The 22,677-nt window shown below is 61.0% G+C and carries 20 protein-coding genes and 1 riboswitch; of the genes, 12 read left to right on the top strand and 8 right to left on the bottom strand.

Annotated elements, in window-relative coordinates; translation table 11 throughout:
- Positions 1-12 precede the first annotated feature (12 nt).
- Both mqo and GQX66_RS07840 read right to left on the bottom strand, forming a co-directional pair.
- Positions 13-1,521, bottom strand: a complete 1,509-nt coding sequence (gene mqo, locus GQX66_RS07845; protein ID WP_102687540.1) for a malate dehydrogenase (quinone) — start codon at positions 1,519-1,521, stop codon at positions 13-15.
- Positions 1,522-2,221: 700 nt separating this feature from the next.
- Positions 2,222-2,455 carry a hypothetical protein gene (locus GQX66_RS07840; RefSeq protein WP_134020530.1) on the bottom strand — a complete coding sequence of 78 codons (234 nt, stop codon included), beginning with the start codon at positions 2,453-2,455 and terminating at the stop codon, positions 2,222-2,224.
- Between the two features lie 190 nt (positions 2,456-2,645).
- On the opposite strand from GQX66_RS07840, the gene GQX66_RS07835 reads away from it, so the two are divergent.
- Complete coding sequence (locus GQX66_RS07835) at positions 2,646-3,230, top strand: YajG family lipoprotein (protein ID WP_007951676.1); 585 nt, start codon at positions 2,646-2,648, stop codon at positions 3,228-3,230.
- 55 nt (positions 3,231-3,285) lie between these two features.
- On the opposite strand, the gene GQX66_RS07830 is transcribed toward GQX66_RS07835, so the two are convergent.
- Positions 3,286-3,492, bottom strand: coding sequence for a hypothetical protein (locus tag GQX66_RS07830; protein ID WP_039766399.1), 207 nt, complete (start codon positions 3,490-3,492; stop codon positions 3,286-3,288).
- Positions 3,493-3,685: 193 nt separating this feature from the next.
- On the opposite strand from GQX66_RS07830, the gene GQX66_RS07825 reads away from it, so the two are divergent.
- The gene (locus GQX66_RS07825) at positions 3,686-3,964 is read left to right on the top strand and encodes a hypothetical protein (protein ID WP_011335898.1); all 279 of its coding nucleotides are present in this window, start codon (positions 3,686-3,688) and stop codon (positions 3,962-3,964) included.
- Positions 3,965-4,013: 49 nt separating this feature from the next.
- Here the strand turns inward: GQX66_RS07825 and GQX66_RS07820 are convergent, their stop codons facing one another.
- Entirely contained in the window at positions 4,014-5,177 is a 1,164-nt protein-coding gene (locus GQX66_RS07820; protein WP_173892773.1) for a 1-acyl-sn-glycerol-3-phosphate acyltransferase, read from the bottom strand.
- A gap of 141 nt (positions 5,178-5,318) precedes the next feature.
- On the opposite strand from GQX66_RS07820, the gene GQX66_RS07815 reads away from it, so the two are divergent.
- Genes GQX66_RS07815 through GQX66_RS07805 form a run of 3 tightly spaced genes read left to right on the top strand, consistent with a single transcriptional unit; the run spans position 5,319 to position 6,431 of the window.
- Positions 5,319-5,501 carry a CPXCG motif-containing cysteine-rich protein gene (locus GQX66_RS07815; protein WP_011335896.1) on the top strand — a complete coding sequence of 61 codons (183 nt, stop codon included), beginning with the start codon at positions 5,319-5,321 and terminating at the stop codon, positions 5,499-5,501.
- A 9-nt stretch (positions 5,502-5,510) separates the two neighbouring features.
- Positions 5,511-5,771 carry a DUF2007 domain-containing protein gene (locus tag GQX66_RS07810; protein ID WP_011335895.1) on the top strand — a complete coding sequence of 87 codons (261 nt, stop codon included), beginning with the start codon at positions 5,511-5,513 and terminating at the stop codon, positions 5,769-5,771.
- A gap of 36 nt (positions 5,772-5,807) precedes the next feature.
- Positions 5,808-6,431: an SOS response-associated peptidase gene (locus tag GQX66_RS07805; protein ID WP_085745370.1), complete on the top strand. Its 624-nt coding sequence runs from the start codon at positions 5,808-5,810 to the stop codon at positions 6,429-6,431.
- Positions 6,432-6,633: 202 nt separating this feature from the next.
- Here GQX66_RS07805 and GQX66_RS07800 read toward each other — a convergent pair whose 3' ends face one another.
- A complete protein-coding gene (locus tag GQX66_RS07800) occupies positions 6,634-8,775 on the bottom strand; it encodes a methyl-accepting chemotaxis protein (protein ID WP_085745369.1) in 2,142 nt (713 codons plus the stop codon).
- A gap of 263 nt (positions 8,776-9,038) precedes the next feature.
- On the opposite strand from GQX66_RS07800, the gene GQX66_RS07795 reads away from it, so the two are divergent.
- A complete protein-coding gene (locus tag GQX66_RS07795; protein ID WP_134020522.1) occupies positions 9,039-9,857 on the top strand; it encodes a M48 family metallopeptidase in 819 nt (272 codons plus the stop codon).
- Between the two features lie 44 nt (positions 9,858-9,901).
- Here the strand turns inward: GQX66_RS07795 and GQX66_RS07790 are convergent, their stop codons facing one another.
- From GQX66_RS07790 to GQX66_RS07780, 3 genes are all read right to left on the bottom strand, one after another.
- The gene (locus GQX66_RS07790) at positions 9,902-10,486 is read right to left on the bottom strand and encodes a TMEM165/GDT1 family protein (protein WP_007956837.1); all 585 of its coding nucleotides are present in this window, start codon (positions 10,484-10,486) and stop codon (positions 9,902-9,904) included.
- Between the two features lie 88 nt (positions 10,487-10,574).
- A riboswitch (yybP-ykoY riboswitch) is annotated at positions 10,575-10,697 on the bottom strand.
- A gap of 40 nt (positions 10,698-10,737) precedes the next feature.
- Entirely contained in the window at positions 10,738-11,736 is a 999-nt protein-coding gene (locus tag GQX66_RS07785; RefSeq protein WP_240867899.1) for a class I SAM-dependent methyltransferase, read from the bottom strand.
- 33 nt (positions 11,737-11,769) lie between these two features.
- On the bottom strand, positions 11,770-12,735 hold the full coding sequence (locus tag GQX66_RS07780) for a 2-hydroxyacid dehydrogenase (protein ID WP_102687544.1): 966 nt from the start codon (positions 12,733-12,735) through the stop codon (positions 11,770-11,772).
- A gap of 91 nt (positions 12,736-12,826) precedes the next feature.
- Between GQX66_RS07780 and GQX66_RS07775 the strand changes: the two genes are divergently transcribed.
- From GQX66_RS07775 to GQX66_RS07750, 6 genes are all read left to right on the top strand, one after another.
- Positions 12,827-13,456 (top strand): LysE family transporter, encoded by a 630-nt coding sequence (locus tag GQX66_RS07775; protein WP_007956831.1) that lies wholly within the window; start codon positions 12,827-12,829, stop codon positions 13,454-13,456.
- Between the two features lie 156 nt (positions 13,457-13,612).
- The gene (locus tag GQX66_RS07770; RefSeq protein ID WP_085606947.1) at positions 13,613-15,295 is read left to right on the top strand and encodes a fatty acid--CoA ligase; all 1,683 of its coding nucleotides are present in this window, start codon (positions 13,613-13,615) and stop codon (positions 15,293-15,295) included.
- A gap of 336 nt (positions 15,296-15,631) precedes the next feature.
- Positions 15,632-17,521, top strand: coding sequence for a DUF1302 domain-containing protein (locus GQX66_RS07765; protein ID WP_085745365.1), 1,890 nt, complete (start codon positions 15,632-15,634; stop codon positions 17,519-17,521).
- A gap of 26 nt (positions 17,522-17,547) precedes the next feature.
- The gene (locus GQX66_RS07760; RefSeq protein WP_085745364.1) at positions 17,548-18,912 is read left to right on the top strand and encodes a DUF1329 domain-containing protein; all 1,365 of its coding nucleotides are present in this window, start codon (positions 17,548-17,550) and stop codon (positions 18,910-18,912) included.
- A gap of 187 nt (positions 18,913-19,099) precedes the next feature.
- The gene (locus GQX66_RS07755; protein ID WP_240867896.1) at positions 19,100-21,835 is read left to right on the top strand and encodes a LuxR C-terminal-related transcriptional regulator; all 2,736 of its coding nucleotides are present in this window, start codon (positions 19,100-19,102) and stop codon (positions 21,833-21,835) included.
- A gap of 101 nt (positions 21,836-21,936) precedes the next feature.
- Entirely contained in the window at positions 21,937-22,581 is a 645-nt protein-coding gene (locus tag GQX66_RS07750) for an MBL fold metallo-hydrolase (protein ID WP_085745362.1), read from the top strand.
- Positions 22,582-22,677: the final 96 nt, after the last annotated feature.

Raw genomic sequence — 22,677 nt, 5'->3', positions numbered from 1 at the left:
CATGGAGCCGAATCAGGCGTAGCTTTCGGTCTCGTTGCTGGCTTCAACCAGTTCCAGCGCGACGTTGTTCTGCGTGTTGATCTTGCGATACAACGCAGCGTCGGTTTCCAGGACCTTTTCACGGGCCGGGAAGATTTCCGCCAGTTTGGCAGCCCATTCACCCTTGGCCTTGGCCGGGAAGCACTTCTCGATCAGTTCGAGCATGATCGAAACGGTCACCGAAGCGCCTGGCGAAGCGCCGAGCAGGGCGGCGAGGGAGCCGTCCTTCGCGGCCACCAGTTCGGTACCGAATTGCAGGATGCCGCCTTTTTTCGGGTCTTTCTTGATGATCTGCACCCGTTGGCCGGCCACTTCGAGGCGCCAGTCTTCGGCTTTCGCCTCGGGGTAGAAACGGCGCAGGGATTCCAGGCGCTGTTCCATCGACTGCATCACTTCGCTGACCAGGTACTTGGTCAGGTCCATGTTGTTTTTCGCCACGGCCAGCATCGGCCCGATGTTGCCGGCGCGAACCGACAGCGGCAGGTCCATGAAGGAGCCATGCTTGAGGAACTTGGTGGTGAAGCCGGCGTATGGCCCGAACAGCAGGGATTTCTTGCCGTCGACCACGCGGGTGTCGAGGTGCGGCACGGACATCGGTGGCGAACCCACGGCGGCCTGGCTGTAAACCTTGGCCTGGTGATGCTTGACCACTTCCGGGTTGTCGCAACGCAGCCACTGGCCGCTGATCGGGAAGCCGCCGAAGCCTTTGCTCTCTTCGATGCCCGAGGCTTGCAGCAGCGGCAGGGCCGCGCCACCGGCGCCGAGGAATACGAACTTGGCGTCGACTTCACGGCTGCTGCCGCTGTTGACGTCCTTGATGCTGACGGTCCAGCCGTTGCCGTTACGCTTGAGGCCGGTCACGCGCTTGCAGTACTTGACCTGGGCATCGGGTGCGCTGGTCAGGTGCTTGAGCAACTGATTGGTCAGGGCGCCGAAGTTGACGTCGGTGCCGTTGATCACGCGGGTGGCGGCGAGCACCTGGTCTTTCGGACGACCCGGCATCATCAGCGGCATCCACTCGGTCATCTTCGCCTTGTCTTCGGTGTATTCCATGTCGGCGAAGGCGTGGTGCTTGCGCAGCGTATTGAAACGTTCCTTGAGGAACGACACGCCTTTCTCACCCTCGACGTAACTCAGGTGCGGCACCGGGCTGATGAAGGATTTGCACGAGCCGAACGTGCCTTTCTTGGTCAGGTACGACCAGAACTGCTTCGACACCTCGAACTGGGTGTTGATGTGCACGGCTTTCTTGATGTCGACGGTGCCGTCGGCAGCCTGTGGCGTGTAGTTCAGCTCGCACAGGCCGGCGTGGCCGGTACCGGCGTTGTTCCAGGGGTTGGAACTCTCCGCGGCACCGGAATCCATCAGCTCGACGACTTCCAGCTTGATCGCCGGGTCGAGCTCTTTGAGCAGTACTGCGAGGGTGGCACTCATGATGCCGGCCCCAACCAGAACTACGTCGACTGCTTCGTTATGCGCCATTTAACGCGTCTCCAAAATCTGCAGCACCAAATTGTCGGCATGGCTGCCAGGCGTCCAGGGCAGGTCAGTTGAGCCCCGGGTATCCTTGGTCAGGTGTGCCATGTCCGAATCTTCGCAATTTTTCGCAACTTCGACGGATGCGTGCGGCCTGGCTTCAAGAGTCCTATGAACTCATTTCGGCACGGGGCTGGCAATTCGACTTATGGTCGAGACATCCGTTTGTGCAACCAAATCCGTAGCGGACAGGCTTCAGGCTCCGGTATTCGAGGCGTTCCCGTTCCTGTGTCGTTGGGCTGTTTCAGACGCTAATGGTGCATGTTCAGACGCAAAACTATTCATTTGCTCGCCACACTCTTGTGAAGTTGTGAAAACCCGTTTTTTTCACGCTCTTTTGAAGACGTGAACCTCAAAAAGGGCTGTCCGGGGCTGGCACCGTGCCCGAGGGGGCAAACAACTCAGTGGCCGAGCGTCATGACAGCTCTGCAGATTCGCGAAAAGCGGGATTTGCCAGGGAAACAGCAAGCACGCCAGCTTCACTCGATCTGTGTGGGCGGCTCTCTGTGGGCGATTTGGATGCCAATGCAAGCGCATTGACGCTGTTGCGGGGCCCGATCAGGAGACGTCCTTATAATCGGGGGGAGATTGTATCGAAGAAATGCGGGGAGTTGGTCGAGTTTAATGACTTTTATTAGGCATCCGGTCAGATGCTCAACATCGCCTGAGCACGTGCGCGTGGGCGCTGCTGTTCGACCCGGGCGCTGGCGGGAAGTGGCTGGTGCAACCAGTTGAGGCGGATTTCCTCGATTTCGACCCAGCCGCCACCCATCGGTTGCAGGCTGCATTGCTTGAAGGCCTGGCAATGGCCGTTGCGGTCGAGCAGGGCGAAGCTGCGGTGCAGCGGGCGTGGGGCGAACAACGAGATCAGATAGCGCATGGCAGTGCTCCTTTTGGGGATCTGTGAGCAAGATTGTCAAAAGGCCGTGACGCGAACGTGTATGGGGAGTGAAGAATGTGTGACAGGAACCGCTGGCGGCGGGTTTTGTCTGACATTTCAGTGCTGGTGACCCACAGTGGCCCACCGCTATACTGCCGGCCTGTCTGTGCCTGATTCTGGAGAGAAGAGCATGTTGCAACGCCTGTTGTTCGGTTTGATCACTGTGACCAGTTTGACCCTGGTTGGCTGCGCCCACAGCCCGCAACAACTGAGCCCGGAACCGAAGCTGACCACTCAGCTGGCACCGGTCGGCCATGGTCAGCCTGTCGTGGTCCGCGTGGTCGACGGTCGTCCGTCGCCAACTCTCGGCACCCGTGGCGGCCTGTACCCGGAAACCAGCGCCATCACCGTGCAGCGCGAGCAGATCCTGCCGAAGCTGCAGGCCCAGGCTGAAGCCGCCGTGCGTCTGCTCGGGTTCACCCCGACCAACAACGCGCCCAATGCACCGCAACTGACCGTGACCCTGGCCGAACTGAAATACCAGTCGCCGAAGGAAGGCATGTACGTGACTGAAGCCACCATCGGTGCGACCTTCCGCTCCGACGTGCAGAACGCCAACCGTCGCTACAGCGGCCGTTACGGTGCCTCGCTGGACCAGCGTTTCGGCATGGCGCCGAACCAGGAAACCAACACCAAACTGGTCAGCGACGTGCTGAGCGATGCGCTGACCCGTCTGTTCAAGGACCCGACCGTGGGTCAGGTCCTCGCCGAGTAAGTGTTCGGTTGATGTGAAAAAGCCCGGGGCCAGTGATGGTTCCGGGCTTTTTCGTTCAGGCAGCTTGCGAATAGAAGTCGAGGACGCTGACACCAGTCAGCAAATCAGTCTCGGGCAAGTCCGCATGCTGGTGCCCGCCGAGGGCGCAATACACCAGCCAGTGACGGTCCTGAACATTGAAGGCCAGGCTGCCGACGAGGGTCTGCTGTTCGTCGGACGGGGAGATGAGGTACAGGCGATCCTGGTTTTCAGCGTGAAGCATGTCGCGTTCCGTGTCGGTTTCGAGGCGCGCAGGGTGACTGAAACAAATGACGATGCCGTGACACAGGACAGCCATCGGTCGATTGAGGGGTTATTTGTCGCAAAGGCTAGGGCAGTCGGGGAGGGTTTCGGTAGAATCCGCGCCGCGGTCGTCGGTCTGGCGTTCGCCATACCGGTTTAGATTGAGGTCTGTGATGTCGCTGCACTTGATGACGCTGTTTACCGCCCATCCCGCCAAACTGATCAACCTGCTGGCCCTTTTGCTGGCCTTCCCCGGCAGTTGGCTGCTGCACGCGACCCGCCGCCGTGAACAACGGGCGATGGCCAGTATCGCGGCCCAGCGTCAGAGTCAGCCGGATCAGGAACCGGTGCTGGATTGGGCGACCCTGCGCATGAACCGCTTCTTCTACCGCTTCGGTTTTGCCTGCCTGGGCCTGGCGTTGCTGGTGTCCTGGATCAGTACCCGCTTCTGAACGAAAAACGGCGCCCGAAGGCGCCGTTCTTGTATCCAGCCGACACCGCTTACAGCGGCAGTCCAGCCTTGACCCGGTACTGATTGCGCACCGGCGTCGCATATTGCAGCACCAGATACGGACGATGCTCTTGCGGGCAAGCGTCCAGACGGCTTTGCCATTCTTCCTGGGCCTTGGCCAGTTCCTCGGCACCGAACACTTCGGCAGCCTTCGGTACGTTCAACTGCGGATCGGCATCAGCCCACTGCGCGTATGCCAGGTAATGCACCGGGAACAACCGGTAGCCGCCGAGAATCTGCTTGTCCATTTCGACCGCCAATTGCTTGGTGTCCTCGAACAGCTCGGTGATCGGCGCGGCGAAGTTCACGTGCACCCGGCCCTTGTAGCCGGTGATGCCCTTGGCAATGCTCACGTCATCCTCGCCCGGCGCCTTGCTGTAGGTGCCGGTGGTGGCGCGGATGTACAGCTCGCGGGCCTTGGCCTGGTCGCATGGGTCGTATTCGTAGCTGATCGACACCGGGCTCAGGTTCAGCGACTGAATGACTTCGCCGAACGGCTCGTCCTTGCGGCTCATGTGGAACATCTTGAGGATCGCCGACTCGGTACGGTCGTCGCCGTCCTTCGCGCGGCCTTCGGCCTGGGCGATCCAGATCGAGGCGCAGTCATTGCGGATCGAGTGGTTGATGTAGGCCGACAGCAGTTGGTAAGCGGCCATTTTCTCGCGGCGCCCGGTGATCGAGCGATGCACGATGAAGCTCTTGTTCAAGCGCATCAGGTCGCTGACGAACGGCTTTTGCAGCAGGTTGTCGCCAATCGCGATGCGCGGGGTCGGCAGGCCGGCGTGGTACACGGCGTAGTTGACGAAGGCCGGGTCCATCACGATGTCGCGGTGGTTGGCGATGAACAGATAAGCGCTGCCGGACTTGAACTGCTCGACACCGGTGTAGGTCACGCCGTCGGTGGCGCGCTCGATGGTGTGGTCGACGTAGAACTCGACCTTGTCCTGCAAAGTGGCCACGGAGGTCACGTCGGCAAACTCACGACGCAGCCGATGGGCTATAAGTGGTTTGAGCATCCAGCCGAAGGCACCGGCAAAACGCGGGAAGCGGAAGTGGGTGAGGATATCTAGAAACGCCTTGTCGCCGAGCAGTCGCGCCAGTACCGCAGGTACTTCGCTGTCGTCGTAAGGTCGGATGGCATCGAATTCGCCCATCATGCTCTCTTGTTGAAACGGCTAGGGTAAGTAAAGGTTTTGATCGAAAACCAACGGGGCACGGTCTGAAAAAGTAGCCAGACAAAAATAGCCCTGCAAATAGACCGGCGATTATACGCACAAGTCACCCGGGAGACCGCGATGCTGGAAAGCGCAGTATATGAATGTCCGTATTGTGGTGAAGAGGTCGAGACGACCGTGGATCTCTCCGCTGGCGACCAGACCTATATTGAAGACTGTCAGGTGTGCTGTCGGCCGATCACCTTTGTATTGCAGGTCCATGGAGAGGACTGGTTTCTGGAAGTCTTCAGCGAAAACGAGTGAGGCGCGGCCATGCAGCGAATCTACGAGCCGGAAAACCTGATGGAAGGCGAGATGCTCAAGGGCATGCTCGCCAGCGAGGGCATCGAAGCGCATCTGGTCGGGCGCGATCTGCTGGGCGGCACGGGGGAGTTGCCGATCTTCGGACTGTTGGGCCTGTCGGTCGATAACGACCAGGCCGAATACGCCCGCGAGCTGATCAGTGCGTACAATGCCGCGCTGCCGCTGCCCGGCGATGAACCGGACAGCTATCCCGGGACGCTGGTCTGTTAGGCTGGCGTTCGTTTTATTTGTGAGTCGTGCTGCCCCATGTGTGGACGTTATGCCCTGTTTCGCTGGAACCGCGATTTCGCGAGCCTGCCAGGTTTTCCCGCCGATCAGCAGGCGCAGTGGAACATTTCCCCCAACGATTCGGTGTTGATGCTGCGCGCCGAACCCGACGGCCAGCGCACGCTGGCCCGTGCCCGTTGGGGGCTGACACCGCCATGGCTGACCGACATGTCGCGCACCCCGGCCCATGCCAGGGCCGAAACTGTCGCCGAACAGCCGATGTTCCGTGAAGCCCTGCGCTTGCGTCGTTGCCTGCTGCCGGCCAACGGTTTCTACGAATGGCGCGGCAACGTGCGCAAACGGCCGTACTGGCTGACGCCGGGGGAAGGGGCGTCGTTGTTTTTTGCGGCGATCTGGGAAGCGTATCCGGTGCAGGAACAGGTGTGGCTGAGCACGGCGGTGATCACTCAGTCAGCGGCCAGTCAGCGCCGGCCGTTGATTCTTGATGAGGCGGGGCAGGCGGCGTGGCTTGATCCTGAAACGCCATTGCATGTTCTGCAGGGTTTGCTCGCCAGCGAACCCGCCGCCTTGCGCGAGCGGGTGCTGGCGAATCTGGTCAATGATCCGAAGCTCAACGGGCCGGAGTGCCTGACTCCGGCCTAGCAGCAGATCAAGAGCCCCCCTCACCCTAATCCTCTCCCGGAGGGAGAGGGGACTGACCGAGAGATATTGCAGTAATACACCGACTTGAAAGTTCTTTGCTGAATCCATAATCGACACTAATTACCAGGTCGATGTATGACGGAAGACTGCTCGGTCGGCTCCCTCTCCCTCCGCGAGAGGGCTGGGGTGAGGGGGGTGGCTCTTAAACCTTGAACTGGTTGATCAACCGCCGCTGCTGCTCCGCCAGTTTGGTCAGATCGGCACTCGCCGAACTCGACTCATCCGCACCACCCGCCACCTCATTCGCCACCTGACCGATATTGATCACGTTGCGGTTGATATCGTCGGCCACCGCGCTCTGTTCTTCGGCGGCGCTGGCGATCTGGGTGTTCATGTCGTTGATCACCGATACCGCCTGAGTAATGGTCTCCAGCGCCTCGGCTGCCTTGGCCGCGTGCTGCACGCTTTCGTCGGTACGATTCTGGCTGTCTTCCATGACCCGCACCACATCGCGGGTGCCCTGTTGCAGTTGCTGGATCATGCTCTGGATTTCTTCGGTGGCCTTCTGGGTTTTCTGCGCCAGGTTGCGCACTTCATCGGCCACCACCGCAAAACCGCGTCCTTGTTCACCGGCGCGGGCCGCTTCGATCGCCGCGTTGAGGGCCAGCAGGTTGGTCTGCTCGGCGATTCCGCGAATGGCGATCAGGATCGCGTTGATGTTTTCGCTGTCCTTGGCCAGGGTCTGCACCACGTCCACGGCCTTGCCGATTTCTACGGCCAGCACGCCGATCGAATTCGACGTGTCGCGCACGATCTGCATGCCCTGACTGGCGGCCTGATCGGCGTGGCTGGCGGCTTGTGCCGCTTGGGTCGCGTTGCGCGCCACGTCCTGCGCGGTGGCGGTCATTTCCTGCACGGCGGTGGCGACCTGATCGATCTCGGCCATCTGTTTCTGTATGCCGATATTGGTCCGGATCGCGATGTCGGCCGTGTGCTCCGAGGAATCGCTGACGCTCTGTACCGACGACACTACCTGCGTGATCATCCCCTGCAATTTGGCGAGGAAGGTATTGAAGCCTTTGGCGATTGAACCGAGTTCGTCATTGCGATCACTGGTCAAACGACGGGTCAGATCACCTTCGCCCTGGGCGATGTCATCGAGCATGGTCACCATTTGCTTCAGCGGACGGGCGATGCCGTGGCCCACCAGCCAGATCACCAGCAAGCCGAGACCGGCAATGATCAGACCGACCATGGCCATGCCGAAGGTGTCGGATTTGCGCTGGGCGTCGAGGTCACCTTGCAGCTTTTGCAGGTCGGCCATCACCGCGTCGAGCGGCAGTTGCAGCATCAGCGTCCAGCGCGCGTCGGTCTGGCCGATGCCGAACGGCAGGTACAACTCGATCCGGCCTTGCTCTTTATTGACGGTGTACGTCACTTCGCCGCGCTTGAGATTGGCCATGTTGGCAATCTGTTGGGCGTCGAGGATGTCGCTGACCTTCTCGCCGAATTTGCTCGGGTCCTTGGTGTAGGCGACGATCCGGCCGTTGCCGCCGATCAGGGCCATCTGTCCGGCGCCGCTGTACAGTTTCTGGTTGGCGCCCAGGAGCATTTCCTGGATGAAGTTCACCGACAGGTCGGCGCCGACGATGCCCTGGAACGCGCCGTTGAGCATGATCGGTTCAATAAAGGAGGCGAGCATGACGATCTTGTCGCCGACCTTGTACGGGGCCGGATCGATCACGCAGGATTTTTTGGTTTCCTTCGAGCACAGGTAGTACTCGCTGGCGCGCACGCCGGTGGACAGGACTTTCTGGTCGTCGACGTCCACCAGTTTGTCCAGACCGAGGGTGCCATCGTCGTTGCGGAACCACCACGGCAGGAAACGCCCGTTGGCGGCGTCGATACCGACCACGCTGGTGCCGACGTAGGCCGAATCGTTGTGGTCGAGTGCGTTCTTTTCCCAACCGATGTAGGTGCCGAGAATCTTCGGGTTCTTCTCGACGTTTTCCTTGATCAGGCTGATCAGTTGCTCACGGCTGACGGTCAGTCGCGGCTGGCCATCGGCGCCCGGCGTGCCGAGCAGGGCGTTGACGCGCACCAGCCCACCGGCAATCAGAAGCGGCGCTTCCAGTTCGCGCTGGATCTGGCTGACCTGGGTTTGTGCCAGCGAGGTCAGGCGCTGTTCGATGACTTGCTCGAACTGGGCCTGGGTCCGTTGCTGGACCATTTCCTGGGTGCGGGCACCGGAGAACAGCGCGTACAGCACCAGCGCGGCGACTACGCTGAGTACGATGGCGCCGGCCAGGGCGGCTACGGAAAACTGGATCGACTTGAACTTCATGGGAGCTCCGCACGCGAGAGGACGTCTGCGCTGCTGTATCGGCAGCCACTATTGCGCCATGAGGTAAAGGGGGAGTAATTGCAGCGCAATGTCGCAAATGGATCAGTGCGCGACGCAGTTGCAGCGGGCCTGGTGGCGGATGTGAATTTTTTCCTACAGGTCTGGCGGGAGTTTTCTGAAAGTAGATGCAACACGTCCGTTGTATCTGGCGTCGATACAATTACCCGCCTAGGATACGCGGCAGGTTTTCAGGGAGCTTTTGAATGAACAAGACATTGGTTGTAAGTGCACTGAGTGCAGCGCTGTTGCTGGCCGGTTGTCAGTCGGTCAACACCACCAGCGGCGGTGCCGTGGGCGTGGAGCGCAAGCAGTACATGTTCAGCATGCTGTCCTCGCAAGAGGTCGACCAGATGTATGCCCAGTCCTACCAGAAGACCGTGGGCGAGGCGTCCAGCAAAGGCGTGCTGGACAAGACCAGCAACGATGCCAAACGCATTCAGGCCATCGCCAACCGGCTGATCGCCCAAGCACCGAATTTCCGTCCGGATTCGGCGCAGTGGAAATGGGAAGTGAACCTGATCAAGAGTGACGAGCTCAACGCCAACTGCGGTCCTGGCGGCAAGATCATTTTCTACACCGGGCTGATCGACAGTCTGAAGCTCACCGACGATGAAATCGCCGCGGTCATGGGCCATGAAATCGCCCACGCCCTGCGCGAGCATGGTCGTGAAGCCATGTCCAAGGCCTATGGCATCGAAATGGCCAAGCAGGGTGCCGGTGCGTTGCTCGGCCTGGGTCAGGACAGCCTGGCGCTGGCCGACACTGTGGCCAACTACGGCATGACGCTGCCCAACAGCCGCGCCAACGAAAACGAGGCCGACCTGATCGGTCTGGAACTCGCCGCGCGTGCCGGGTACAACCCGAACGCCGCCATCACTTTGTGGGACAAGATGAGCAAGGCCTCTGAAGGCGCACCGCCGGAGTTCATGAGCACTCACCCGTCTTCCAGCAGCCGCACGGCTGCGTTGCAGGCGGCGATTCCGAAGGTCATGCCGCTTTACGAGAAAGCGCCCAAGTCCTGAAACCATGATCGCTCCCGCACTCGGTGCGGGAGCGATCTGCCGGATCAAACCCAGCCGCTGCTCTGCATCGCCTTGTACACCGCGACGATCGCCAGGATCAGGAACGCCGAGGCGGCCAATCGACGGATCAGGGTCAACGGCAGTTTCTCCGCCGCAAAATTACCCGCCAGTACCACCGGCACGTTGGCAATCAGCATCCCCGCCGTCGTACCGATAATCACCAGCCACAGCTCCGGGTATTGCGCGGCCAGCATCACGGTGGCGATCTGAGTCTTGTCGCCGATTTCCGCGAGGAAGAACGCAATCAGCGTGGTCAGGAATGGCCCGAACTTGCGGGCGGTGCTGGCTTCATCGTCGTCCATCTTGTCCGGTACCAGCGTCCACAGGGCGGTAGCGGCGAAGCTCGCGGCGAGAATCCAGTGCAGGACGGAATCGGAGAAGAAGCTGCCGAACCAGGCGCCGACCGCACCGGCTGCCGCGTGGTTGGCCAGGGTCGCAGCGACGATACCGGCAATGATCGGCCAGGGTTTGCGGAAGCGAGCGGCGAGAATCAGCGCGAGCAGTTGCGTCTTGTCGCCGATTTCGGCCAAGGCAACGATTGCGGTGGGAACGAGTAACGAGTCCAGCATCAGGATTTCCTAAGGGGCGGGTCGACACGGCTATGACACGTACAGCCTTCCCGCCCCGGGTAAGGTGTGCGTGTCATAGGTCTTGTCAAACCCTGCGATCCGTCTGCTGCGGACGCTTGGGTCGCATACGCCATGATCTGAGGATCAAGTATGTTGACGTATGCCGGACGAGCTTGGCGCTCGTGGGAGACTACTCCCCTAGGACGGAGCGGATTCTGCCTAGGCGGAATCCATTCGGCAAGTGCTAATTTTCAGCCGCGCTTGGCCCGGTAAATCCGGAAACCATTGCCTTCGGCCTTGATCGCGCAGACCCCGAGATGCTCTTCGATCAACGGTTGATACTTCAGGAAACTGTTGGCAACCAGGCGAAGTTCGCCGCCGTTTTTCAGATGCTTGGCCGCTTTTCGCAGCAAGTTTTCGGTGGCGAAATAATCGGTGTGCACGCCGACGTGGAACGGCGGGTTGCTCAGAATCGCGTTCAAACCCATCGGCGCGGCGTCGATGCCGTCACCGGTCAGTACCTCGGCTTCCAGACCGTTGGCCGTCAGGGTCAGCCGGCTGCTGGCGGCGGCGAAGGCATCAACGTCGAGCAACGTGACCTGATTGTGCGGGTAACGACGCTTGACCGCCGCACCGAGTACGCCGGCGCCGCAACCGAAGTCCAGCAGATGACCGCTTGGCAGTTTGTCCAGGTGCTCCAGCAGCAGGGCGCTGCCGCGATCCAGTCGGCCGTGGCTGAACACGCCCGGCAGGCTGATGACTTTCAACGGGCCTTCGGCCAGCGGCAGTTCGTAGGTCTGCGCCAGGCTTTCCAGCGGTTTGGCTTGCGGGGCGTTGGCCACGGTCACTTGCCACAGCTGGCAATGGCGCGCGCTGTCGAGCTTGCGTGGTTTGCCGAACGGGTTGAGCTGTTTGGAGGCGCCTTCGATACCGCTGCGTTTTTCCCCGACCAGATACACCTCACGCCCGGCCAGGCGCGAAGCCACGGCGTTGAGGATGTAATCGGTCAGATCCTTGGCCTTGGGCAGGAACACCACGGCGTTGGTGAATTCGCGTTCCGGGACGTTCACGCCAAAGTGGCTGCGGCCTTCGAAACGCGCATCGAGCGCGGCCTGGTCGCCGGCGTGCCAACACCAGCCAAACGCATCGGGCAGGCGCCCCAGCAGATCATCGGCAGGCAAACCGGCCAGCAACACCGAACCCTGGAATAACTCGGCCTGACGAAGCAGTACTTCACTGCGCGGATCCATAACTGCTCCTGTGAAAAAAAGTGCCGCAGTTTATCAACTGACGACCCGCAGCGCCTTACCGCTGTAGAACGCCTGGGTGTTTTCCACCAGTTGGCCGACGATACGCTGCCGCGCTTCGCGGCTGCCCCAGGCGTTGTGCGGGGTGACGATCAGGCGCGGGATGTCGGCAGCCAGCAGCGGATTGCCGTTGGTCGGTGGTTCGACGCTCAGTACATCGGTGGCCGCGCCGCCCAGATGACCGCTGCGCAAGGCGTCGGCCAGGGCCTGTTCGTCGATCAGCCCGCCCCGGGCGGTGTTGACCACGAACGCGCCGGGTTTCATCGAGGCGAGTTCGCGGGCGCCGATGAAATGCCGGGTGTGTTCGTTGAGCGGGCAGTGCAGGGTGAGGGCGTCGATCTGCGGCAACAGTTCTTCCAGCGGCAGACGATCCGGACGGGCCGGGCGCCCCGGAATCTGCCCCAGCAACACGCGCATGCCGAAGGCTTCGGCCAGACGCGCGACCGCGCCGCCGAGTTCGCCGTGACCGAGCAAACCCAGGGTTTTGCCTTCCAGTTCGACGATCGGGTAATCCAGCAGGCAGAACTGTTTCGCCTGTTGCCAGCGGCCTTCGCCGACGGCTTTTTGATAATCGGCCAGGCGTGTGGCGAGGTTGAGCAACAGCATGATCGTGTGTTGCGCCACCGACGGCGTGCCGTAACCCTGGCAGTTGCACACCGTGATGCCGTGGGCGCGAGCGGCGGCCAGATCGACGTTGTTGGTGCCGGTGGCGGTGATCAGGATCAGCTTCAACTGTGGGTTGGCGGCCATGGCGTCGGCGTCGATGAGGATCTTGTTGCTGATTGCCACGGTCGCACCTTGCAGGCGTTCGCTCACCTGCGCAGGCAACGTCTGGGCGAACAGTTGCAGATCGCTGAAGCAGTCACGCAAAGGGCTCAGATCGAGATCGCCAAGATCCAGCGACGGGTGATCGAGGAATACGGCGCGGTGGGCGTTCGTCATCAACTGTACCTGTTGTGCTTTGAAGGGAAGGCGTAATCTGCCGAGCCTACCAGATGAAACAACTCGTTACGCTTGGCCGAAAGGAGCCCCCATGTACTGGACCGAATTCTTGACCGTTGCCCTGATCCACCTGTTGGCCGTCGCCAGCCCCGGTCCTGATTTCGCCGTGGTGGTGCGCGAAAGCGTGACCCACGGGCGACGCGCGGGGACCTGGACCGCGTTGGGCGTGGGCACGGCGATTTTCCTGCACGTGGGTTATTCGCTGCTGGGAATCGGGCTGATCGTTTCCCAATCGATCGTATTGTTTAACGCCTTGAAATGGGCGGCCGCCGCGTACCTGCTTTACATCGGCTTCAAGGCTTTGCGTGCGCAACCGGCGAAAACCGTGACCGACGACCTGCACAAAGAAGCTGGCGAGCGCACCGCCCGGGGCGCCTTCACCTCAGGCTTCGTGACCAACGGTCTGAACCCGAAAGCCACGCTGTTCTTCCTGTCGCTGTTCACCGTGGTGATCAACCCGCACACCCCGCTGACAGTCCAGGCCGGTTACGGCATTTATCTCGCCGTCGCGACCGCCACCTGGTTCTGCCTGGTGGCCATGCTGTTCAGCCAGCAGCGCGTGCGCGCCGGTTTCGCCCGCATGGGCCACTGGTTCGACCGCACCATGGGCGCGGTGCTGATCGCCATCGGCGTGAAACTCGCGTTCACCGAGATGCATTGATCCTTCTGGGCTGTCATCTGTTTCGGCAAATGCTGGCGCAAAGCTAGCATTTGTACGGCTCTGCAAATCATTCCTTTGGCTGATTTGGCTGACGTATAACGGTTCTAGAGTACGAAACTCCAAAGCCAACACCGTGCAGTCAGAAAAGGGATTCTTATGTTGCAGACTCGCGTTATTCCGCCCGCCGAAGGGGCGTACCAGTATCCACTGCTGATCAAACGGCTGCTGATGTCGGGCGCCCGTTACGAGAAAACCCGCGAGATCATCTACCGTGACCAGCTGCGCTACAGCTACCCGACCCTGATCGAGCGGGTCGCGCGGCTGGCCAACGTACTGACGGCGGCCGGCGTGAAGGCCGGTGACACCGTGGCGGTGATGGACTGGGACAGCCATCGCTACCTCGAGTGCATGTTTGCGATTCCGATGATCGGCGCGGTGATCCACACCATCAACGTGCGCCTGTCGCCGGAACAGATCCTCTACACCATGAACCACGCCGAGGACCGCTTCGTGCTGGTCAACAGCGAGTTTGTCGGGCTGTACCAGGCCATCGCGCCACACCTGACCACGGTGGAGAAAACCCTGCTGCTGACTGATCTGCCGGAAAAAACCGCGGATTTGCCGAATCTGGTGGGGGAGTACGAGCAACTGCTGGCGGCCGCGAGTCCGCAGTACGACTTCCAGGATTTCGACGAAAACTCGGTCGCCACTACGTTTTACACCACGGGCACCACCGGCAATCCGAAGGGCGTGTACTTCACCCATCGGCAACTGGTACTGCACACCATGGGCGTGTCGACCATCATGGGCGCCATCGACAGCGTGCGGCTGCTGGGCACCAACGACGTGTACATGCCGATCACCCCGATGTTCCACGTGCATGCGTGGGGTCTGCCGTATGTGGCGACCATGCTCGGGCTCAAGCAGGTTTATCCGGGGCGTTACGACCCGGAGTTTCTGGTCGAGTTGTGGCGCAAGGAAAAGGTCACATTCTCCCATTGTGTGCCGACCATCCTGCAGATGGTGCTCAACGCCAAGGGCGCGCAAGGCACCGATTTTGGCGGCTGGAAAATCGTCATCGGCGGCAGTGCGCTCAATCGTACGCTGTACGAAACGGCCAAGAGCAAGGGCATTCAACTGACGGCCGCCTATGGCATGTCGGAAACCGGGCCGCTGGTCTCGTGCGCGCACCTCAACGATGAATTGATGGCAGGCACCGAAGACGAGCGCACCACCTACCGCATCAAGGCCGGCGTGCCGGGGCCATTGGTCGAAGCGGCGATTGTCGACACCGAGGGCAATTTCCTCCCGGCGGACGGCGAGACCCAGGGCGAACTGGTGTTGCGTGCACCGTGGCTGACCGAGGGTTATTTCAACGAACCGCAGAAGGGCGCCGAGCTGTGGGCCGGCGGCTGGCTGCACACCGGCGACGTCGCCACGCTGGACAGCATGGGCGTGATCGACATTCGCGACCGGATCAAGGACGTGATCAAGACCGGCGGCGAGTGGATCTCCTCGCTGGACCTCGAAGACCTGATCAGCCGTCACGTCGCGGTACGTGAAGTAGCAGTGGTGGGCATCGCCGATCCGCAGTGGGGCGAGCGTCCGTTTGCCTTGCTGGTGGTGCGTGAAGGGCACGCTATCGGGGCGCGCGAGCTCAAGGAACACCTCAAGCCATTCGTTGAATTGGGGCACTTGAGCAAGTGGGCGATCCCGAGCCAGATCGCGCTTGTTACTGAAATTCCCAAGACCAGTGTCGGCAAGCTCGACAAGAAGCGCATCCGCCTCGACATCACCGAATGGCAGGCCAACAACAGCACCTTCCTCTCGACGCTCTGAGCCTCCTCTGGCGCGCCGAAAACGGCGCGCCAGACCCACCAAGCAAGCGCTTGGCTTGTGAAATTCGAATTTTCAGCCATCCTTGCCGTGCCGACATGTGTCGGACTGGCGAAAGGACTGTTCCAGAGTGGCCGGCAGCTGCAAATCACACTTTAGAGGGATCAAGCAGTACCACCTGCTGGCTATAGTCCGCTCAAGGATTTTTAAGAACGGGGCAAACGCACAAACGGGGCGATGCAACATTGAAGCGATCTCGGGAAGCCTCTGGCGCCCGGTCCTTCAGGCGTTTTTAAAAGTACTCACTGCCATAACAATAATGCACATGGAGTAGCGTCGATGACCTCAGTAAACCAGTTCTGGCGCCGGGCAAAGCTGCCTCTGGCCGTCAGTCTTGCTTCTTCGCTCGCCGGGCCCGCATTCGGCGTCAGTTTCAACGTCGGTGAAATCGAAGGCCAGTTCGACTCCTCCCTGTCGATCGGTGCCAGCTGGTCCACCCAGAGCCCGAACAAGAACCTCATCGGCGTCAACAACGGCGGTCACGGTCTGTCCCAGACTTCCGACGACGGCCATGCCAACTTCAAGAGCGGCGAAACCTTCTCGAAGATCTTCAAGGGCATCCATGACCTCGAACTGAAATACGGCGACACCGGCGTGTTTGTCCGTGGCAAGTACTGGTACGACTTCGAACTGAAGGACGAGAGCCGCGAGTTCAAGGACATCAGCGACAGCAATCGCAAGGAAGGCGCCAAGTCCGCCGGCGGTCAGATCCTCGACGCCTTCGTCTACCACAACTATTCGATCGCCGATCAGCCGGGCTCCGTGCGTCTGGGCAAGCAGGTGGTGAGCTGGGGTGAAAGTACCTTCATCGGCGGCGGCATCAACTCGATCAACCCGATCGACGTGTCCGCGTTCCGTCGTCCGGGCGCCGAGATCAAGGAAGGCCTGATCCCGGTCAACATGTTCTACGTGTCCCAGAGCCTGACCGAAAACCTGTCCGCCGAAGCCTTCTATCAGCTCGAGTGGGACCAGACTGTCGTCGACAACTGCGGCACCTTCTTCTCCCAGCCGGACATCATTGCCGACGGCTGCACCGACAACCTGCGCGTGCTGAACAAGCGTTCGCAAATCCCGGCCATTGCCCTGGGGCCATTGGCTGCCAACGGCGTCGACGTCAACGAGGAAGGCGTGCTGGTACGTCGCGGTCCTGATCGGGATGCCCGAGACAGCGGTCAGTGGGGCGCGTCCCTCAAATACATGTTCGAGCCACTGGACACCGAGTTCGGTGCCTACTTCATGAACTATCACAGCCGTGCGCCGATCTTCAGCGCCACGGGTGCACCGCAATCGGTCTACAACGGCGTGGCGGCATTGCCGGCAGCATTCCGGGCCCTGGGGCCGCTGGTGGTTGCAGGCAACTCGAACTACTTCGTCGAGTATCCAGAAGACATCCGCCTGTACGGTCTGAGCTTCTCCACCACCCTGCCTACCGGCACCGCCTGGAGCGGTGAAATCAGCTACCGTCCGAATGCGCCGGTACAACTGAACTCTACCGACATCCTGTTCGCCGGTGTGCGTCCCTTGGGCGGCACGTTTGCGAACGCATCGCTGCTCGACGGCGTGCCGGGTCAGGATCTGCACGGTTACGAGCGCAAGGAAATCACTCAACTGCAGACCACCTTCACGCACTTCTTCGATCAGGTCATGGGCGCGAGCCGTCTGACGCTGGTGGGTGAAGTGGGCGCGACTTACGTGGGCGGTCTGGAGAGCCGATCCGACAAGCGCTATGGCCGCGACCCGGTCTTCGGCCCGGGCGAATTGCCAGCCACCGGCGGCACCAACACCTGCGTCAACATCCTCAACAACGGCACCATCAATGGCGCCGGGCCCGGCTCCCCGCAGAACAACCGTAGCCGCAATTGCAACAATGACGGTTTCACCACGTCGGTGTCCTGGGGTTATCGCGGTCGCGCCATCTGGGAATACAACGACGTATTCGCCGGCGTGAACCTCAAGCCGAACGTGGCCTGGTCCCATGACGTCAGCGGCTACTCGCCAGGCCCTGGCGGCAACTTTGAAGAAGGTCGCAAGGCGGTGAGCCTGGGCGTCGATGCCGAGTACCAGAACACCTATACCGCGAGCCTGGCTTACACCAACTTCTTCGACGGCAAGTACACCACCGTGGATGACCGCGACTTCGTGGCGCTCAGCCTCGGCGTGAACTTCTAAGCACTGCATTCAGGACGAACGAATTTATGAAAATAACAAAGAGTCTGTTCCACGCCGGTGTTCTGGGCCTGTCGCTGCTGGCGACCGGCGTCATGGCGGCAGTGCCTGCCGCCGAAGCGGACAAACTGGGCAAGAGCCTGACCCCGATGGGCGCCGAAATGGCCGGTAACGCCGACGGCTCGATCCCGGCCTGGAAACCGATGCCAAAGAACGCCGGCACTGTCGACAGCAAAGGCTTCCTGTCCGACCCGTACGCCAGTGAAAAACCGCTGTTCACCATTACCAAACAGAACGTCGATCAGTACAAGGCCAAGCTCGCGCCGGGTCAGTACGCGATGTTCCAGCGTTACCCTGATACCTTCAAGATGCCGGTCTACCCATCCCATCGCGGTGCCACCGTGCCGGATGCGGTATTCGCCGCCATCAAGAAGAACGCCACCACCACGACGCTGGTGTCGGGCGGCAACGGCCTGGAAAACTTCGATACCGCCGTGCCGTTCCCGATTCCGAAAACCGGTGTGGAAGTCATCTGGAACCACATCACCCGCTATCGCGGCGGCAGCGTGACCCGTCTGGTGACCCAGGCCACGCCGCAACCGAACGGCTCGTTCAGCCTGGTGTATTTCCAGGACCAGTTCGTGTTCCGCGACAAGATGAAAGATTACGATCCGGCGAACCCGGGCAACATCCTGTTCTACTTCAAGCAGAAAGTGACCGCGCCGGCACGTCTGGCCGGTGGTGTACTGCTGGTGCACGAAACCCTCGATCAGGTGAAGGAACCGCGTTCGGCGTGGGTCTACAACGCCGGTCAGCGTCGTGTGCGCCGCGCACCGCAAGTGTCCTATGACGGCCCGGGTACCGCGGCGGATGGTCTGCGTACTTCCGACAACCTGGACATGTTCAACGGCGCACCGGATCGCTACGACTGGAAACTGGTCGGCAAGCAAGAGATGTACATCGCCTCCGACAGCTACAAGCTCGACGATCCAAAGCTCAAGTATGCCGACATCATCAAGGCCGGGCACATCAACCAGGATCTGGCGCGCTATGAACTGCGTCGCGTCTGGCACGTGACCGCGACCCTGAAGGAAGGTCAGCGTCACATCTACGCCAAGCGTGACTTCTTCATTGACGAAGACACCTGGCAAGCGGCCGTGATCGATCACTACGACGGTCGCAACCAACTGTGGCGCGTGGCGGAAGCTCACTCCCAGGACTACTACAACGTGCAGGTGCCTTGGTACACCCTGGAAACCCTCTACGACCTGCAGTCCGGCCGCTACCTGGCTCTGGGCATGAAGAACGAAGAGAAATCGGCGTATGACTTCGGCTTCACTGCAACCACCGCAGACTTCACGCCCCAAGCCCTGCGCCAGGACGGTATTCGCTAAGCTCCTGTAAACCGAGGCCGCATCCTCGTTAAAACGCCCCGACCGGTTCGGGGCGTTTTTTTGCCTGTCGCTTTTTCCGTAGCCTTTTTGTAGCCATTTGTAGCAACGACCTTCATAACCGCTCCGTTTAAGGCTAGTCTGCGGGCATCTGCTACGCCGCCAACAGCCATACGAACAAGAGCCGGCCATGACTGATCTGTCCCCACTTCCGGGCCCTGCAAGCGTTGCCGTCGCGGCACTGGACGGACGTTTTTTCCGTCCGCCGCTACCCGACGGCTACGTGCTGCGACCCCGTTTGTGCGAGCGCCTGAGCGCCGGGCTCGGAGGGCGTTTGTTGCTGGTCAGCGCCCCGGCCGGGTTCGGCAAGAGCTCGCTGGCGGTGGAGTTCTGTCAGAGTCTGCCGGCGCACTGGCAAAGCCTGTGGCTGGGTCTGAGTCCGCGGGACAACGATCCGGGGCGGTTTCTCGAGCGACTGCTCGAAGGTCTGCAGGACTATTTTCCGCAATTGGGCAGCCGGGCACTGGGACTGCTGAAAATGCGTCAACGTCATCAGCCGTTTGCGTTCGAAGAATGGCTCGACGGCCTGCTGGATGAACTGGCGCTGCATCTGCAACCGACGGCTCCGCTGCTGTTGGTACTGGATGACTACCACCTCGCTCAAGGGCCGGTGCTCGACCGTTGCCTGCAATTTTTCTTCAATCATTTACCGGACGGCCTGGTGGTCATGGTCACCAGTCGGCAGCGCCCGGACTGGCACCTGGCACGTCTGCGCCTGTCGCGCCAGTTGCTGGAACTGCACGAACAGGACCTGCGCCTGACCCACGACGAAGCCTTGGCACTGCTTGATCGTCACAGCAGTTCCCTGCGCGGTGAAGCGCTGGAAAACCTGATCCAGCGCAGCGAAGGCTGGGTGGCCGGGCTGCGTTTCTGGCTGCTGGCGATCGCTGAAGTCGGCACCGAATCAGCCTCGCCACAAGCGTTGAACGGCGGGGAAGGGCTGATCCGCGAATATCTGCTGGAAGAAGTCATCGATTGCCTGCCCGCCGAGGTCCAGGCGTTTCTTTATGACACCGCGCCGCAGGAACGCTTTTGCAGCGAGCTGTGCGACGCGGTGCGCGAAGCCCACGACAGTGCGGAAATCCTGCGTTTCCTGCTGGCGCATCAGGTGTTCCTCGTGCCGCTGGACGAGCATGGGCACTGGTATCGTTATCACCACCTGTTTTCCGACCTGTTGCGCAGCCGGCCTATCGCCCGGGCACTGGTGCCGGCCGCGACGCTGCATCTGCGCGCCTGCCGCTGGTTCAATGCCCAGGGCCTTCTGGATGAAGCTGTCGAGCAGGCGCTGCGCGCAGGGCATCTGGACGTCGCGGCCAATCTGGTACAAAACCTGTCCGAGGAACAACTGCTGGCCGAGCAAAACGTCGGCATGCTGCTGCGCTGGAAAATGGACCTGCCCGACAGCCTGCTGATCAGCACCCCGCGCCTGATCGTGTTGTACAGCTGGGCGCTGGGGCTGGCCTGTCAGCTTGATGCGGCCGAAGAGCTCGCCAGTCATCTGAGTCGTTTTCTGCCGGCACCTTCGGCCACCGCCCAGAAATCCATGCTGGCCCAATGGCTGGCCCTCAAGGGCATCATCGCCCGCGGGCGGGGCCATCGCGAGCAGACCATCGAGTATTGCAGCGAAGCACTGGAAAGCCTGCCGGCCAAGCGTTACGGCCAGCGTCTGATGTGCCTGTCGACCCTCTCCAATCTCGCGATTGCCGACGGCGATCTGTGGCGTGCACGGGGCCTGAACCGCGAGTCGCTTGAGCTGGCGCAGCGGGTCGGCAATCCCTTGTTCGAGGCGCTGGCGCATTATGATCGTGCCCGCGTCCTGCAGGCCCGCGGCGAAATCCTGCGCGCGCTCGATGAAGTGCGCCAAGGGTTGGAGCGCTTGCGCGGATTGTCCGCGCAGCGTTTGTACGCCGTGCGTGCGCGACTGACGCTGTATGAGGGTTTTCTGCTGGCCATGCGATTGCAGCCTCAGGCGGCAAGGGCGCGATTGCAGGCGGGCCTGACTGAAGCAAGGGCCTGTCGTGACATCAGCGTGCTGATCGGCCACTGCGTGATCGCCCGGCTCGACGGCAGCAGCGGCGATTTCGCCAAGGCCTTCGCCGAACTGGCCGAAGCCGAAAGGCTGATGCACATATGGGATGTCCCGCCGATCTACTACCTGGCGATGATCACCCTGGTCAAATGTGAGCTGTGGCTGGCTCAGGGGCGTATCGATCTGGCCGAAGCCTGGCTGGCGCGACTGGGCCAGACCTACACCGGTGAATACGCGGCGGCACCGCCGGAATTTCATCCGCAACTGCCCTTGCACGTCGAGCTGCAACAGGCGTTGCTGGACGTCATACAGGGGCAACCGATGCTCGCCGAAGGGCGATTGAACGTGCTGCTGGAGAACGGCCAGCAAACCGGACGGCAACTGCTCAGCGTGATGGCGCTGACGCAAAAAGTGGTGTTGCTGTTGGCAAACAATCGTGAGCCTGAAGCGCGCAAGGCATTGAGTCAGGCATTGGAAGCGGCGTCCGGCGGCGTCCTGCAACCTTTCGATGTGCTGGTCAAAGAGCATGCTGACTGGTTGCGCGGGCAACTGTCACTGACTGCACCGACAGCTGCCGGTCAGCAATTGCTGGAACATTTCCCCCAGGCGCCGGCTCGTCCTGCAGCGGAATCCACGACGACCGAATCGCTCAGCAGTCGTGAGCTCGCCGTCCTGAGGTTGATCGCTCAGGGCTGCTCGAATCAGGAAATCAGTGATCAGCTGTTCATCTCGCTGCACACCGTGAAAACGCACGCCAGTCACATCAACAGCAAGCTGGGTGTGGAACGGCGCACGCAAGCGGTGGCGCGGGCGAAAGAGTTGGGGGTGTTGAACTGAATCTGCTGTTTTGCGCTGTGTCGGCATCCTGCGAGCCAACAACGTAAAATGGCGGAAATCAGCCTCTGCGCACTGTCTTCAATGTCTGTTCAGGATCTCCCATGACCGCTGCAAATCCCGCGCTCATTCGCGAAACTTTCCCCGTCGGCCCGCTCCAGTGCAACTGCACGATCATCGGCGATCCGATCACCAAAAAAGCCATTGTCGTCGATCCGGGCGGCAACCCTGACCTGATCATGGCCCGGCTCGATGCCCTCGGTCTGAAAGTGGTCAGCATCATTCACACTCACGCGCACCTCGACCACTTCCTGGCTTCCGGACAGATGAAAGAGAAGACCGGCGCCACCTTGCATCTGCACAAAGAGGATCAGTTCCTGTGGGACAACCTCGAGATGCAGTGCCAGATGTTCGGCGTGCCTTACACCCCGGTACCGTCTCCCGATCGCTGGTTGAGCGATGATGAGGAGCTGGCCTGCGGCTGTGGCGTGGCGCTGCACACGCCGGGGCATACGCCAGGTTCCATGAGCTTCTGGTTTTCCGAGGCTAAGCTGTTGATTGCCGGCGACACGCTGTTTCGTCGCGGAGTAGGGCGCACGGATTTGTGGGGCGGCGATCAGGCGACCATCGTGCGATCGATCAAGCAACGGCTATACACCCTGGATGAAGACGCTACCGTTGTAGCCGGGCATGGTCCGGATACGCGTCTGGGGGATGAGATGCGCGAGAACCCGTTTGTGCGTGCCTAAACATTTTGTCACGGGTGCCCGGCGGAATTTTTGTGCATTGTCATGATCCAACGCCCGCACGGGCCAGTTGCCAATGGCCGCTGCACCACAGAATGC

The sequence above is a fragment of the Pseudomonas sp. B707 genome (assembly GCF_022496685.1).
GTDB classification, from domain to species: domain Bacteria; phylum Pseudomonadota; class Gammaproteobacteria; order Pseudomonadales; family Pseudomonadaceae; genus Aquipseudomonas; species Aquipseudomonas paraglycinae.
This window is presented reverse-complemented; position numbering and strand designations above follow the sequence as displayed.